Genomic DNA, 15,540 nt, shown 5'->3' with positions numbered 1-15,540 from the left:
CCTCAGACGACGAACACGGACGAACCCGTGGTCTTGCGCGCTTCGAGATCGCGATGAGCGTCCGCCGCGTCGCGCAGTGCATAGCGCTGGTTGATCTCGATGCGAATGCGCCCGCTCGCGACGTGATCGAAGAGTTCGGCGGCGAGCGCATTCTTCTCGGCCGGATCGGCGATGTAATCCGCGAGCGCCGGGCGCGTCAGATAGAGCGAGCCTTTCATCGCGAGCAATTGCGGATCGAACGGCGGAATCGGACCCGATGCGGTGCCGACGCACACCATCAGACCGCGGCGCGCGAGCGAATCGAGCGATGCGTTGAAAGTGGTCTTGCCGACGCTGTCGAATACCGCGTTCACGCCCTTGCCATCGGTCAGTTCGCGCACGCGCGCGGCCACGTCCTCGCGGCTGTAGTCGATCGTGTGCGCCACGCCATGCTCGCGCGCCACGCGCGCTTTCTCTTCGCTCGATACCGTGCCGATCACCGTCACGCCGAGCAGCTTCGCCCATTGCGACACGATCAGCCCGACGCCGCCCGCCGCCGCGTGCAAAAGCAGCGTGTCGCCACGCTCGAAGCGGCGGATGCGCGTCATCAGATAGGCGGCGGTGAGGCCGCGCATCGTCATGGCGGCGGCGCGCGTGCAGTCGATCGCATCGGGCAGCTTGACGAGCGGCGCGGCGGAAATGATGCGCTCCGTGCTGTACGCGCCGAGCGTGTTGATGAAACCAGTGTAGGTCACGCGATCGCCTTCCTTCAGATGCGTGACGTTCGCGCCGACCTTCTCGACGACGCCCGCCGCTTCGACGCCCATGCCCGAAGGCAGCGGCACCGGATAGAGGCCCGAGCGGAAATACGTGTCCGCGAAATTGAGCCCGACGGCCTCGTGACGCAGACGGACCTCCAACGGGCCGGGTTCGCCCACGGCGACTTCTTCCCAGCGCAACACTTCCGGACCGCCGGTTTCGTGAAAGCGGATTGCATGTGCCATTGTTTCGTCTCCTTGAGTCTCTGTTTCCTGTATGGCGTTCAGCGCGCGAGCGCGTTCCAGTCGGCGTCGCGCAGATAGCGGCGCGCGGCCGGCAGCACGACGCCTTCGATGCGTCCCATGCGTTCGCACGCGAAGCGCGCGCTCGCAAGCAATGTGTCGTCGATGACCTCCCCATTCGCGATCGATGCCGCGACGCGCGCGAGCAGCGCCGCTTCGCGTTCGGCGAGGCGCGCGAGTTCGTCGAGTTCGGCATCGAGCGTCGATGTGCGCTCGCGCAATGCCGTGGTCAGCGCGGTTTCTTCGTGATGTGTTTCGCGAAGACGCTCGATCGTCCGCGCATCGGGTCGCGAAGTGCGCAATGCATCGTCGTAAGCGTCCGAGCGCATCCGATGCACGGCGAGCAGCGCGCCCGCCGCCTTCGTGACCATCGGGCGCGCGTCGCTCGGCGCGATCAGCACGGCCACGCCCGGCAAGGGCGGCACCGCGCTGCCTTGCGCGATGCACACGAGGTCGTAATCGTTCGCCGCCGCCGAATCGATGCCCTGCACGCCGAGCACCGTCGCCGGCACGCCGTGCGCGCGAGCGGCGGCTTCGGCGCGGGCGAGGGCGGCCGCGATCCGGCGATGCTGCGCCGCATCGTCGCTCGCGCCCGCATGCAGGCTGACGAACGTGATGCGTGCGCCGAGCGAGCGCGCGAGCTCGGCCGCATGGCCAGTCGCCTCGACGCTGGCGTCGTTGCGCTCGACGGGCACGAGCAGATGTCGGTACATGGTGATCCTTCGGTTTCAATTGCACGGTTGATCGAATCGTAGTGCGGGCGGCGGCCGAGCGCCCCTCTCGCGGCGGGAGGGGCTTGACGCACGCGCGCGATCCGAACCATCCTAGATGGAAGACAAAAAATTACCGATGCCCACCGACTCCCCATCCACCGAGCTCGTTCTGAAGACGATGGCGCCGCGCGCGCCGTCCGGGCTGCTCGCGCGCGCCCGTTTGAACGCCGACACCGCACGCAGCCAGATCGTGCTCGTGCAGGCCGGCGCGGGTTACGGCAAGACGTCGCTGCTCGCGCAATGGCGGCGCGAGTTTCTGGCGCACGGCGCGGCGGTCGCGTGGCTGCTCGCCGACGATCGCGACGACGCGGAGCGCTTCCTGCGCGCGCTCGTCCACGCGATCCGGACATGCTGCGCGCGGCCCTCGTTCGGGCGTCTCATCGCGGAAAATCCGGGCGTGCCCGCCGGCGCGTTCGATCTCGCCACCGCGTGGCTGGCCGAGCTTGCGCAGCTATCGCTCGATGTCGTGCTGATCGTCGACGAAGCCGATCGTCTGCCGGAACCCGGCGCGCAACTGCTCGATTACGTGATGCACAACGCGCCGCAGAATCTGCGCATCGTCGCGGCGGGCCGGCAGGGGCTCGACAAGCCCGCGGCGGAACTGCTCGCCTACGGACAGGCCGAACTCGTCGCGCCGGACGCGCTGCGTTTTCGCGTCGATGAAACCATCGCGCTCGTCACGCAGCGTTTCGGCGCGCGCGTCGACGCCGATGCCGCCGCGCGCCTCTTCGAAATCACCGGCGGCTGGCCGCTCGGCCTGCAACTCGCGCTCACCGCGATGGCGCGCGCGCAGGACCCGCGCACGGCGCTCGACAATCTCGCGGCGGGCCCGCGCGGCTTGCGCGAACCGCTCGTCGCGGCGCTGTTGAGCGAGCTGTCATCCGCCGATGAACGCCTGCTCGTCGACATCAGCGTCGTGGACGTGCTGCATCCCGACTTGTGCGAAGCCCTGACCGGCGACGCCGACGCGCCGCAACGCCTCGCACGTCTCACGCGCGATACGCCCGTCTTCGTGACGGCGGAGGAGAGCGACTGGTGCCGCCTGCATCCGCTCGTGCGCGACGTGCTGCAGACGCGCTTTGCCGCGCTCGCGGACGATGCGCGCGCGGAACTGCATCGGCGCGCGGCCCGCTGGCTCGGCGCGCGCGGCATGCTCGAACAGGCGGCGCGCCACGCGCATGCGGCGGGCGAGCGCGAACATGCGTACGAACTCGCGGAGCAGTCGCTGCACGACGCCGTGAAGCAAGGCCAGCTCGGCACCGTGCTCGAGTGGCTGGAACGTCTGCCGGAAGCGGAACTGGAAAAGCGTCCGCGCCTGTGTCTGGCGGTCGCGTGGGCGCTCGCGCTGGGCGAACGTCATCACGAGGCGCAGCGTCAGGTCGAGCGCGTGCTTGCATCGCCGGGTGCGGACGACGCCTTGCGTTACGAATGCGCGTTGATCCTGAGCGCGGCCGCGTGGTACGCCGACGATCCCGACCGCTTCCTGAAGCTTTTCGAGCCGTGGGCGCAGACGCCGCCGCCCAAGGACTCGTGGCTCGCGCAGTCGCATGCGAACCGCCTCGCCGCCCGCGCGATGCTGCTCGGCGAGCCGGCGCAGGCGCGGCGTCTGCAACAGGCGGTGACGCGCGCGCAGATCGGCAAGGGGCTCGGCTATGTCGTGCGCTGGGGCGATCACATGGTCGGCCTGACGTGGCTTCAGGAAGGACAGGTGAAGCTCGCCGAAAGCGTCCTGCTGCCCGCGCTCGCGAGCGCCGAAGAAGACCTCGGGCGGCGTCATCCGCTGACGTGCATGTTCGCGGCGACGTGCGCGTCGATCGCGTATGAGGACGATCGCATCGACGAGGCCGCCGCGCTGCTCGCCAACCGTCTCGACGTGCTCGAACGCGCGGCGTTGCCGGAGACCGTCGTGCTCGCATATCGCACGGCGGCGCGCATCGCGGCGTTGCGCGGCGACGAGCATCGCGCGCTCGATCTGCTCGAAATGCTTTACACGATGGGCGTCGCGCGCAATCTGCCGCGTCTTTGCGTGACGAGCCTCGCGGAGCAGGTGAGCGCGCATGCGGGACGCTATCGCGCGCAGACCTGCGATGCGCTCGTCGAGCGTATCGACGCGATCGTCGATGAACACATCGCCACGCGCGGGCCGATCTGGAGCCGCTCCGTGCAGATGCTGCAGACGATGGCGCACGGCGGCGCGGCGCTCGCGCGTCAGGACTGGCCGGCTGCGGTCGAACCGCTCGCGCGCGCGGAACAGATCGCCGCGACGATGAAGCGCGGACGCGAGCGCATCGAGCTGATGGCGTTGCGCGCGTTCGCCCAGGAACGCGCGACGGGCGACGGCCACGCGCCGTTTCTCGAAGCGCTGAACCTCGCGCGCACGTATCACCTCGGGCGCGTGTTGATCGACGCGCATCCCGGTCTCGCCGACTGGGCGCGGCGCGTGAGCGAAGCGGGCGGCGTGGATGCCGGCGAGCGCCCGGTCGTGCCGCCGCATGTCGTGCGCGTGCCGCCGCGTTCGGGCGAAGGCGGGCCGCGCGCGTTGCCGAGCGTGATCCTCACGCCGAAGGAGCGCGAGATTCTCGAACTGCTCGCGCGCACCTTGAGCAACAAGGAAATCGCGCTCGCGGCGGCGGTCGGCGAGGGCACCGTCAAGTGGCATCTGAAGAATCTCTTCGGCAAGCTCGACGCCAGTTCGCGCAAGCACGCGGTGCGCCGCGCCATCGCGCTCGGCCTGCTCGAAGGCGTGCAATAGCGCCTTTTTCAAGCGTTTTCAGCAGGGTTTTCCCGCCTCTCTCGCAATCCCTACCCCTCTCTCCGTGAGAGGGGTTCGGCACTTGGCCGATGCGTATTCTTGCCTCCTGACGCCGCGACCCTATCGGTGCGCGGCGCATCCAGAACAAGATCAGGAGACTCGATGAAGCTCAGATTCGCCACTGCCGCAGGGCTCGTGCTGGCCGCCGGCGGCGCGCATGCGCAATCCACCGTGACGCTCTATGGCGTGCTCGACGCCGGCCTCATGTATCAGAGCACGTCGGCGGCGAGCTTCGCGCGCAACGCGCGGGACACGGGGAAGGTGTATCGCTTCAAGGACGGCGGCATCTATTCGAGCGTCTGGGGCCTGAAGGCCAGCGAAGATCTCGGCGGCGGCTACTTCATCAACGTGAAGCTGCAAGGCTCGTTCGATTCGGGCACCGGCAAGACCGGCCTCTCCGATACGCCCGGCGCCACCGCGATGTTCAATCAATACGCGACGATCGGCGTGTCCGGCCCGTTCGGCACCTTCAACGCGGGCCGCCAGATCGTGCCGATGATCTGGGCGATGTACGACACCGACGTGCGCCGCGCGCAGTATTTCGGCAGCGTGCTGACCGCATGGCTCGGCATGAACACGGCGGCCGGCTGGCCCGGCACGAGCACCAACGGCTCGATCGGCGCGCTCTACGACAGCAACGCGCTCGTGTATCAGTCGCCGACGTATGCGGGTTTGTCGGCATCGCTCGAATATGCGCCCGGCGGCGTGGCGGGACAGTTTCAGGGCGGCACGCGCGAATCGGCGGTGCTGAAGTACTCGAACTTCGGCTTGACGCTGACGGCTGTCTACTACAACGGCCACGACGCGAATCCCGCGCCCGGCTCCGTGCCCACCGGACTCAACAACAATCGCATGATGTATTTCGGCGGCCTGTACACGACGCACGGCTTCTCGATCTCGATGTCCTACGCGAACGGCAAGAACCCCGCCGATTCGGATCGCGCGAACTTCGACATGTACTCGGGCGGTCTTGGCTATCGCTTCGCGCCCAATCTCAACGTGACGACCGGCGTCTACTACATCAAGGACAAGAACCAGTCGTCGAATCACTCGCTGGAATTCGCGATCGGCGCGGAATACAACCTGTCGAAGCGCACGCTCGCGTATGCCGAAGTCGGCCACGTCGACAACAACGGCACGATGAACCAGATGATCGCCTACGGCCAGCCGACCGCGCCGGGCAAGTCGACGACCGCGGCCATGCTCGGCCTGCGCCACAACTTCTGAATATTTGGAGACAAGGATGCAAGACACGTATTTCGACCCGCACGCCGCGCCCGACGCGTATTCGTACCCGTTGCTCATCAAGCAGTTGCTGCACACGCCGCTCGCGAATTCGCCGGATCAGGAGATCGTCTATCGCGGCGCGGTGCGGCAGTCGTATCGCACGATGACGGAGCGCGTCGCGCGCCTCGCGAATGCCCTCGACGCGCTCGGCGCGAAGCATGGCAGCACCGTCGCGATGATGGACTGGGACACCCATCGCTATCTCGAATGCTATTTCGCCGTGCCGATGATGGGCGCGGTCCTGCAATCGGTGAACGTGCGGCTTTCGCAGGACGAGATTCTGTACACGCTCAATCATGCGGGCGCGGACATGCTGATCGTGCATACCGATTTCCTGCCGGTGATCGACGCGATCAGAACGCGCCTCGAAACCGTGCGTACTTTCATCTGGATCGATGAGCAAGGCGTCGCGGTTCCGGAGCACGGCATCGGGTTCGCGCGCGAATACGAAGCGATGCTCGCCGCCGCCGATCCCGTGCGCGAGTTTCCCGATTTCGACGAGAACACGCGCGCCACGACGTTCTACACGACCGGCACGACCGGCAAGCCCAAGGGCGTGTACTTTTCGCATCGCCAGCTCGTGCTGCATACGATTGCCGGAATGGCCGCGCTCGCGAGCCCGGCGAGCGGCCAGCGCTTTCATCGCGGCGATGTCTACATGCCGCTCACGCCGATGTTCCATGTGCACGCGTGGGGCATGCCCTACATCGCGACGATGCTCGGCGTGAAGCAGGTGTACCCCGGCCGCTATGTGCCGCAGAACATCATGCGTCTGATCGAGGAAGAAGGCGTGACGTTCTCGCATTGCGTCGGCACGATCCTGCATATGCTTCTGACGTGCCCGGATGCCGAAGCCGTCGATTTGCGCCGATGGAAGGTCGTGATCGGCGGCGGCGCGCTGACCGAAGGACTCGCGCGCGCGGCGCTCGGACGCGGCATCGACGTGTTCTCGGGATACGGCATGTCGGAGAGCGGTCCGCTGCTGAGTCTCGCGCAATTGCCCCCGCACGCGGACACGCTCCACGCCGACGAGCAAGTGCGCCTGCGTTGCACGACGGGCCGCGCGATTCCGCTCGTCGACTTGCGCATCGTCGACGACGAACTGCGCGAAGCGCCGCGCGATGGCCGCACGTGCGGCGAGATCGTCGCGCGCGCGCCGTGGCTCACGCAAGGCTATCTGAAGAATCACGAGGCATCCGCGACGTTGTGGGAAGGCGGCGCGCTGCATACGCAGGACATCGGCAACGTCGATGCCGACGGCTATCTGCGCATCACCGATCGCGCGAAGGACGTCATCAAGTCGGGCGGGGAATGGGTGTCGTCGCTCGAAGTCGAAAGCCTGATCTCGCAGTTGCCGGGCGTGGCCGAGGTCGCGGTGATCGGCGTGCCCGATGCGAAGTGGGGCGAACGCCCGCTCGCGCTCGTCGTGCAGAAGCCGGATTGCGCGGCGCCGATCACGGAGGAAATGATCACGCGATATCTGCGCGGCATCGCCGAAACCGGACGCATCTCGCGCTATGCGGTGCCGCGCGACGTGCGCTTCATCGACGCGATCAGCAAGACGAGCGTCGGCAAGATCGACAAGAAGACGCTCCGGGCGCGCTTCGCCGACATTCAGGCGGCGGGCGTCTGACAGGCGAGCCAGGCGTCGACGGCGCTGCCTATCGTCGGATGAAAGCACGCATCGGGAAAGATCGGCGTCAGTTCGAAGCGCCTGAGCTTGTCGCGAACCGGGTCTTTCATCTCGGCGAAATGCAGCGCGATGCCGCGTTCCTGCAACGCGCGATGCAGTTCGCGCAGCATGTCGGCGGACGTGACATCGACGCTCGTGACCGGCTCGGCCGTCACGACGACGCGTTTGACTTGCGTCGGCGCCTGCTTCACCGCTTCGAGCACGCGCTGCTGGAACAGCTCGGCGTTCGCGAAGAAAAGCGGCGCGTCCCAGCGGAACAGCAGCAGGCCCGGAACCTGTTCCGCTTGCGGGTATCGCATCGTGTCGTGATAACCGCGCAGTCCTTCCACGCGCCCGAGCACGGCGTAATGCGGCCGCCATCCATCCCATAGAAATTCGATGACCGCGATCACCACGGCGATGCAGATGCCGGGAATCGCACCGAACACCGCCACGCCGGCGAAGCAGCAGATCGACAGCCAGAACTCCCATTGCTGAATGCGATAGATGCGCTTCAGATCCCTGAACTCGAATAGTCCGATGGCCGCGGCAATCACGACGGCCGCGAGCGCGCTGCTCGGCAGATGACGCAGCAGATTCGGCCCGGCGAGCAGCACGGCCGCCACCGCCACCGCGCCGACGATGCCCGTCACCTGCGTGCGCGCGCCCGCCGCTTCCGCGACAGGCGTGCGCGACGAACTGCTGCTGACCGGGAAGCCCTGAAACAGACCGGTCGCGAGATTGGCGACGCCGAGCGCGATCATCTCCTGATTCGGATCGACGCGCGTATTGGCGCGCGCCGCGAAGGTGCGGGACAGCACGCTGGTATCGGCGAAAGCGATGAGCGCGACCGCGCAGCCGCCGAGCACGATGCGCACGAAATCGGCATCGCTCAGCCACGGCAGCGAGAACGCGGGCAGTCCTTGCGGGATGGTCCCGAGCACTTTCACGCCGCGCTGGTCGAGATGGAACACGCTCACGCATAGCGTCGCGAGCACGACGGCGATGAGAATGCCCGGCACCTTGTCGAAGCGCTTGAGCAGGAGAATGAGCGCGAGGCTCGCCGCGCCGACGGCGAAGCTGTACCAGTTCGACTGGCCAGCGGCGATGCCTTTGGCGAGAGTCGCGAGATCGCGCAACGGCCCGTGATCTTCGATGGATATCGCAAAGAGCTTCGGCAACTGGCTGATCAGCACGGTCAGCGCGATGCCGTTCATATAGCCGTAGCGAATCGGCTTCGAGAGCAACTCGGTGACGAAGCCGAGCTTGAGCAAGCCGAAAACGACGCACACCATACCGGAGACGATCGCCATCATGCCCGCGACGGCGATCGCGCGCGACGGATCGCCGGATGCGCTCAGCACGACGACCGCGAGCACGGGCGCGGCGAGCGCGGAATCGGGGCCGAGCACGAGAATGCGGCTCGGGCCGAAGATCGCGTAGGCGAGTAGCGGGACGATCGTCGCATAGAGGCCGCACACGCCCGGCACGCCCGACGCCTGCGCATATGCGACGCCGACGGGCACGAGCATCGTCGTCAGCACGAGTCCGGCGATGATGTCGTTCTTCAGCCACCCCACGCGATAGTCGCGCAGCAACGCGATCAACGGCACATGACGCGACCAGCCTTGCACGCCGCCGCCGCTCGAGCCTTCTTGTAACGTTTGTTCGGATGGCATGACCGATTCCACGCAACGTGTGCACTGATTCCGTTGTAGCCGGAATCCGAATGGGGTCAAGCGGATGAAACGATCCGACAGAAATATTGAAACGCTTAACACCCGCCGATGCGACGCGCGCCCGAGCCGTCCACTTGTAATCCGCGACGCCTCACATATCCTTGCTCAGTGTGACGAAGCGAAGCGGGAGACGACCATGAGCGATGTTCCTGCAGTCGCGCACGATCACGCGGGCTATCGCACGCGGACCGGCTCGCGCTTCCCGCTCGGCGCGACGGTCATGCCGGGCGGCGTCAACTTCTGCGCGTTCTGCCGGCGCGCGACGCGCGTCGAACTATTGCTGTACGCATCGGAAGAGAGCGTCGAACCGTTTCAGGTCATCGCGCTCACGAGCGAAACGAACCGCACGTATTTCTTCTGGCATGTGTTCGTCGAAGATCTGCCGCTGCGTTGCTGCTATACGTGGCGCGCATACGGCCCGCTCGACGTGCCCCAGATGAGCGACGAAGCCGCGAGCCGGAAGGAACTGCTCGATCCGCAAGCGCGCGGCGTGAGCGACCGCTTCTACGATCGCGCGCAGGCCGCCGCTGTGCACGCCGCCGAACACGCGTCGCTCAGAGGCATCGTGACGGAGCCGTTGAATCGGCCCGTCGACGACGTGGACATCCGCACCCTCGACGACGCGATCATCTACGAACTGCATGTCGGCGGCTTCACGCGGCATGCGTCGAGCGGCGTGCGTCATCCGGGCACGTTCGCAGGTCTCATCGAAAAGATTCCCTATCTGAAGGCGCTCGGCGTCACGCATGTCGAACTGCTTCCCGTGATGGCCTTCGACGAACAGGACCTTCCCGCCTTCGCCGCCGAGCGCGGACTTCGCAACTATTGGGGCTACAGCACATATGGCTTCTATAGCCCGCATCCGCGCTATTGCGTCGAGCCCGCGCGGGCGCCGCAGGAATTCCGCGAACTCGTCGACGCATTGCACGCGGCGGACATTCGCGTGCTGCTCGATGTCGTGTTCAATCACACGTCGGAGGCGGGCAACAACGGCCCGCTGATCCACTTCAAGGTCTTCGCCAACGACGCCTTCTATCAGTCCGACCCGAACGATTCGCGGCGATACCTCGATTACACGGGCTGCGGCAATACGGTCAATTGCAATCATCCGCTGGTGTCGGCGTTCATCATGCGTTGCCTCGAATACTGGGTGCGCGAACTCGGCGTCGACGGCTTTCGCTTCGATCTCGCGAGCGTCTTTGCTCGCGGCGAGCACGGCGAATTGCTGCGCACGCCGCCGTTACCCTGGGCGATGGAAGCATCGCCGATCCTCGCGCGCGTGCCGTTGATCGCCGAAGCCTGGGATGCGGGCGGCCTTTATCACGTCGGCACGTTCCCCGGCATGGACTGGTCCGAGTGGAACGGGCGTTATCGCGACGCGATCCGGCGCTTCGTGCGCGGCGAGCCGGGCGTCGTCGGCGAAGTGTGCACGCGCATCGCGGGCAGCGCGGACCTCTACGAGGACGATGGCCGGCTGCCCGCGAACAGCATCAACTTCGTGACGTGCCATGACGGCTTTACGCTCGCCGATCTCGTCAGCTACGACGCGAAGCACAACGAGGCGAACGGCGAGGACAACCGAGACGGCAGCAACGACAATCTGTCGTGGAATTGCGGCGCGGAAGGCGAGACGGACGATCCCGCGATCATCCAACTGCGGCTTCGGCAGGCGCGCAACTTCATCGCGATCCTGCTGCTGAGCCAAGGTGTGCCGATGCTTCTCGCCGGCGACGAGCTCCTGCGCAGCCAGCGCGGCAACAACAACGCGTTCTGTCAGGACAACGCGCTTTCGTGGATGGACTGGCAACTTTCCGACGACGCGCGCGACATGTTGCGTTTCACGCGCGAGATGATCGCGCTGCGCAAGCGTCACGCGAGCCTGCGCCGCCGACGCTTTCTGACGGGACGTCCGGCGAACGGACAGACGCATCCCGATGTCGCATGGCACGGCGAACGTCTCGATGCGCCCGCGTGGCACGACCCCGGCGCGCGCTTCGTGGCGTTCACGCTCGCGGGCCACGCGCCGGGCGAGCCGATGCTGCACATCGTCCTCAACATGAACGACGATGCGCGCGAGGCCGCGCTGCCGGCGGTGGACAATTCGAGCTGGCTGCGCGTCGTCGATACATCTGCCGAATCGCCGAACGACATTGTTCCGAATGTCGAAACGGCGCTCGTCGAGCGCGGTGCGTGCCGCGTCGAGGCGCGCAGCGTCGTCGTGCTTCAGTCCCGTTGAATGCGCACGGCGGTGCTGGACTGTGCGACGCAAAGCGCCTTTAATGTTCGTGTACTGCCGAGTTGCTTTGTCCACCCACAGGAGGCGGCATGGATGCAGTCAGAACCTTCCTCGAGAATCAGTCGTTGTTCGCGCTTTTTCTGACGATCGCGCTGGGCTATCTGATCGGTGAAATCAACATCAAAGGCGTGGCCCTCGGCTCCGGCGCGGTGCTGTTCGTCGGGCTCGCAATCGGCGCGTTCGCGCCGAAGTCCGCACCGCCGCCGTTGCTCGGCACGCTGGGGCTGCTGCTGTTCCTATACGGCATCGGCATTCAGTACGGCGCGCAGTTCTTTCGCGGACTGACGAGCCGCGAGGGCATGAAGGCGAACATCGCCGCGTGCGTCGGCGTGATCGTCGCGGGCCTCGTGGCGTGCGGCTTCATCCACTTCGGCATCAAGCTCGCCGATGCGCTCGGCATGTTCGCCGGCAGCGGAACCAGCACGGCGAGCCTGCAGGTCGCGATCGCATCGATGAAAAGCAACGATGCGGCCGTCGCGTACAGCATTTCCTATCCGTTCGGCGTCGCCGGGCCGATCCTGCTCATCTATCTGCTCAACGTTGCGCTGAAGATAAAGATTCAGAAGCCGCCCGCGAAGATACTCGAAACGGCCGAAATCGCGCTGCGAAACGCGGGCCTCATCGGCCTCAGGTTGTCGGAGCTGTCGAGCCGGCTGCCCTCGGGCGTGGCGATCGCGGCGGTGCGGCGCGCGCATCACAATCAGTTGCCCGCCGCCGACCTCACGCTGCGCGCTGACGACGTGCTGCTCGCCACGAGCACCGATCGCCGTCTGCTCGAAGAAGCCGCCGCGCTCTGCGGCGAAATGCAGCCGGGCCGCATGACGAGCCATCGCGAGGACCTCGACTACATGCGCGTGTTCGCGTCGAATCCGGCGGTCGTCGGCATGGCGCTCGGCGACATCCGCTTTCCCGATGGCGTGAACTGCGCCATTGCGCACGTGCGGCGCGGCGACGCGGACATGCTCTCGACGCCCGATCTCATCCTCGAAGCGGGCGATCGCGTCGGGCTGCTCGTCAATCGCGCGCATCAGGCGACCATGCGGACGTTCTTCGGCGATTCGATCAAGGGCACGGCGGACCTGAGCTTCATCTGCCTCGGCATCGGCGCGGCGCTGGGCTTGCTTGCCGGCGCGATTCCGCTGCCGATTCCCGGCCTCGGCGCGTTCAGTCTTGGTCTCGCCGCGCTGCTCCTGGTCGCGCTGTGTCTCGGCAAGGCGCGCCGCAACGGGCCGTTCGTCTGGGTGATGCCGCTGTCCGCGAATCTCGTCTTGCGCAATCTCGGCCTCACGATTTTTCTCGCGCAAGTGGGCATTTCGTGCGGGCCGAAGTTCGTCGACACCGTTGGCACCGCCGGGCCGATTCTGCTCGTCTTCAGCATCATCACGGTATTCGTGCTCGTGGCGGTCACGGCGATATGCTGCCTGTGGATTTTCAGGCTGCCGTTCGACACGTCGATCGGCGTGATCTGCGGCGCGACCGGCAATCCGGCGATCCTCGCGTTCGCGAACCGCGTCGCGCCGACGGATCAGCCGGACATCATGTACGCGATGATTTTTCCGTCGATGACCATCGTCAAGGTGTTATTCGTGCAGATCGCCATATCGCTGGCCGCGGGTTAGGCTCTTGACCGGCCCGTCAATACAATTTTCAAGGAGTGCATCATGGAAGTGGCGATCTATAGTTCGACCCCTTACGAGCGTCAGTACATCGACCAGGCGAACAAGAAGGAAAACCACAAGCTCCGGTACCACGACATGTCGCTCGACATGGACACCGTCGAGCTCGCGGCGGGCTACGGCGCGGTCTGCATCTTCGTCAACGATACGGCGAATGCCGAAGTGCTCGAAGCGCTGCACAAAGGCGGCACGCGTCTCGTGGCGCTGCGCTGCACCGGCTTCAACAACGTCGATCTCGCGGCCGCCGCGAAGCTCGGCATCAAGGTGGTTCGCGTCGTCAACTATTCGCCGAACTCGGTCGCGGAGCACGCGGTCGCGCTCTTGCTCGCGATCAATCGCAAAGTGCATCGCGCATACAACCGCACGCGCGATTCGAACTTCTCGCTCGACGGCCTCATCGGTTTCGATCTGTACGGCAAAACCGTCGCGGTCGTGGGAACGGGCAAGATCGGCTGCGTGTTCGCGAAGATCATGCAGGGCTTCGGCTGCAACGTGATCGGCTACGATCCGTATCCGTCGAAACAGTTCGAGGCGCTCGGGTTGCGTTACGCGACGTCCGGCGAGATCGGCGAGAAGGCGGACATCGTCGCGCTCTTTTGCCCGCTGACGCCAGAGACGCATCACATCATCAACGCGGAATCGCTCAAGCGTTCGAAGCACGGCGCGTTGCTCGTCAATACGAGCCGCGGCGGACTGATCGACACCGAAGCGGTGATCGAAGCGCTGAAGACGGGACAACTGGGCGGCCTCGCAATCGACGTCTACGAACAGGAAGCCGATCTCTTCTTCCGCGATCTCTCGAGCGAAATCATCACCGACGACGTTTTCCAGCGGCTCGTGTCGTTTCCGAATGTGATCGTGACGGGGCATCAGGCTTATCTGACGCGCGAAGCGTTGACGACGATCTGCGAAACCACGCTGCAGAGCATCACGGCTTTCGAGAACAATCAACCCCTGGAAAACGAGGTGAAGGTCGGATAGCCGCGCGCTCATGCACGAGGAGACTTCGCCGGGCAAACGCACGCGAGCGCCGGTGCTCGACACCGTCGATCGCGTGTCGGAGCTGTGCTTCGGCCTCTTCATGGCGCTGACGTTTGTCGGCACGGTATCGGCGGCGACGGGCGGCGAGGCGGCGGGACACAAGATGCTCTACACGGCGCTCGGCTGCAATCTCGCGTGGGGTCTCGCCGATGCCGTCATGTATCTCGTTCGCACGATCGCGGACCGCGCGCGCAGGCACGCGCTCGCGCTTGCGATCCAGCGCGAGCGCGACGCGGCGGCGGGCGTGCGCATGTTGCGCGAGAGAGTATCCGCGACGCTCGATCCGTTCATCTCCGACGACGATCTCGAATCCATCCGCAAGCGCATCGCCGCGAGCGACAGCCTGCCGGAACGCGCGCGCTTCGTGCGCGACGATTTTCTCGCGGCGCTGGGCATCTTCATCATCATCGTACTGTCGACCTTTCCGGTCGCCGCGCCTTTTGTTCTCGTCAAGCACGTTCCGACCGCGCTCTTCATATCGCGCGTGCTCACGCTCGCGATGCTGTTTTGCTGCGGCTTCGCGCTGGGCGGTTATGCGGGTTGGCGCGGCTGGAAAGCCGGTCTCGCGATGATGGCGCTCGGCGTGCTTCTGACGATGGCGATCATCGCTTTAGGCGGGTAATTAAAAGCCCGAGTCGTTCGACAAATCAGCGAACAAACACCTATGCGGCGATTCTTGAATTCGCCAGGACGTTCGCATATCTTCGAATATGCATGTTTTTCGCGGCGCTGCGTCCGGCGCGCATCAAGCTACAAACGGCAACACGAGAATACAAATTTGCTGTTCTGGTCAGAGGTTCTTCACGCGTTCGCTTCCTGAATCCGGAGTGGTCTGTATTGCAGACTATCGCGTGCAATCCGGCGCAAGCGGCGCGATGACTTTCATTGTCAATAACGACGGCGTCGTGTATCAAAAGAATCTTGAATCGCCAACTCTGGAAATCAGGCAAGGAGTCGCCATGAATGCAACGAGATTGCGTGCCGGCTGCGCCATCGTGATCGCCGTGATGGCGCTCGACGCCATTGCGCAGAGCAAGCCGATCGCTTATCCGGCCAAGGGACAGAGCGCGCAGAAGCAGCAAAGCGACGACGGCGCGTGCTACAGCTGGGCGAAGAGCAACACGGGCATCGACCCGGCGACGGCATCGGCGGCGCCGCCACCGCAAGGCGGACCGGCTGTGGGCGGCGGCGAGCGCGTCGGCGG

Annotated in this window: 10 protein-coding genes and 2 pseudogenes; 9 read left to right on the top strand and 3 right to left on the bottom strand. The window is 65.5% G+C overall.

All coding sequences use genetic code 11. The features are described 5' to 3' along the window. Positions 1-2 precede the first annotated feature (2 nt). Positions 3-983 carry a quinone oxidoreductase family protein gene (locus NCS02_RS22095; RefSeq protein ID WP_175981196.1) on the bottom strand — a complete coding sequence of 327 codons (981 nt, stop codon included), beginning with the start codon at positions 981-983 and terminating at the stop codon, positions 3-5. 38 nt (positions 984-1,021) lie between these two features. Next, positions 1,022-1,753 carry a universal stress protein gene (locus NCS02_RS22090; RefSeq protein WP_008348524.1) on the bottom strand — a complete coding sequence of 244 codons (732 nt, stop codon included), beginning with the start codon at positions 1,751-1,753 and terminating at the stop codon, positions 1,022-1,024. 136 nt (positions 1,754-1,889) lie between these two features. On the opposite strand from NCS02_RS22090, the gene NCS02_RS22085 reads away from it, so the two are divergent. From NCS02_RS22085 to NCS02_RS22075, 3 genes are all read left to right on the top strand, one after another. Next, on the top strand, positions 1,890-4,565 hold the full coding sequence (locus tag NCS02_RS22085) for a winged helix-turn-helix domain-containing protein (protein WP_250503339.1): 2,676 nt from the start codon (positions 1,890-1,892) through the stop codon (positions 4,563-4,565). A gap of 162 nt (positions 4,566-4,727) precedes the next feature. Next, positions 4,728-5,852 (top strand): porin, encoded by a 1,125-nt coding sequence (locus NCS02_RS22080; protein WP_175981191.1) that lies wholly within the window; start codon positions 4,728-4,730, stop codon positions 5,850-5,852. Positions 5,853-5,868: 16 nt separating this feature from the next. Beyond that, entirely contained in the window at positions 5,869-7,545 is a 1,677-nt protein-coding gene (locus NCS02_RS22075) for a fatty acid--CoA ligase (protein ID WP_250503338.1), read from the top strand. Here NCS02_RS22075 and NCS02_RS22070 read toward each other — a convergent pair. After that, positions 7,527-9,263 carry a SulP family inorganic anion transporter gene (locus tag NCS02_RS22070; RefSeq protein WP_250503337.1) on the bottom strand — a complete coding sequence of 579 codons (1,737 nt, stop codon included), beginning with the start codon at positions 9,261-9,263 and terminating at the stop codon, positions 7,527-7,529. The two genes, NCS02_RS22075 and NCS02_RS22070, sit on opposite strands and share 19 nt — an antisense overlap. 196 nt (positions 9,264-9,459) lie before the next feature. Between NCS02_RS22070 and glgX the strand changes: the two genes are divergently transcribed. The 6 genes and pseudogenes from glgX to NCS02_RS22045 form a co-directional block, all read left to right on the top strand. Further along, a complete protein-coding gene (gene glgX, locus NCS02_RS22065; RefSeq protein ID WP_008348515.1) occupies positions 9,460-11,559 on the top strand; it encodes a glycogen debranching protein GlgX in 2,100 nt (699 codons plus the stop codon). Between the two features lie 89 nt (positions 11,560-11,648). Further along, the gene (locus tag NCS02_RS22060; protein WP_250503335.1) at positions 11,649-13,238 is read left to right on the top strand and encodes an aspartate-alanine antiporter-like transporter; all 1,590 of its coding nucleotides are present in this window, start codon (positions 11,649-11,651) and stop codon (positions 13,236-13,238) included. A 42-nt stretch (positions 13,239-13,280) separates the two neighbouring features. Then, positions 13,281-14,276 carry a 2-hydroxyacid dehydrogenase gene (locus NCS02_RS22055; protein ID WP_008348512.1) on the top strand — a complete coding sequence of 332 codons (996 nt, stop codon included), beginning with the start codon at positions 13,281-13,283 and terminating at the stop codon, positions 14,274-14,276. 10 nt (positions 14,277-14,286) lie between these two features. Beyond that, positions 14,287-14,958, top strand: coding sequence for a VIT1/CCC1 transporter family protein (locus NCS02_RS22050; RefSeq protein ID WP_008348510.1), 672 nt, complete (start codon positions 14,287-14,289; stop codon positions 14,956-14,958). Between the two features lie 88 nt (positions 14,959-15,046). After that, positions 15,047-15,274: pseudogene (locus NCS02_RS36490) on the top strand (DUF2950 family protein); the annotation flags it as partial. Between the two features lie 21 nt (positions 15,275-15,295). Next, positions 15,296-15,540 (top strand): annotated as a pseudogene (locus NCS02_RS22045) (hypothetical protein); the annotation flags it as partial.

The organism is Caballeronia sp. NCF2, from assembly GCF_023631205.1.
Taxonomy (GTDB): Bacteria; Pseudomonadota; Gammaproteobacteria; order Burkholderiales; family Burkholderiaceae; genus Caballeronia; species Caballeronia zhejiangensis.
Note: the sequence above shows the minus strand (reverse complement) of the source record. Positions and strands in the feature narration are given on the sequence as shown.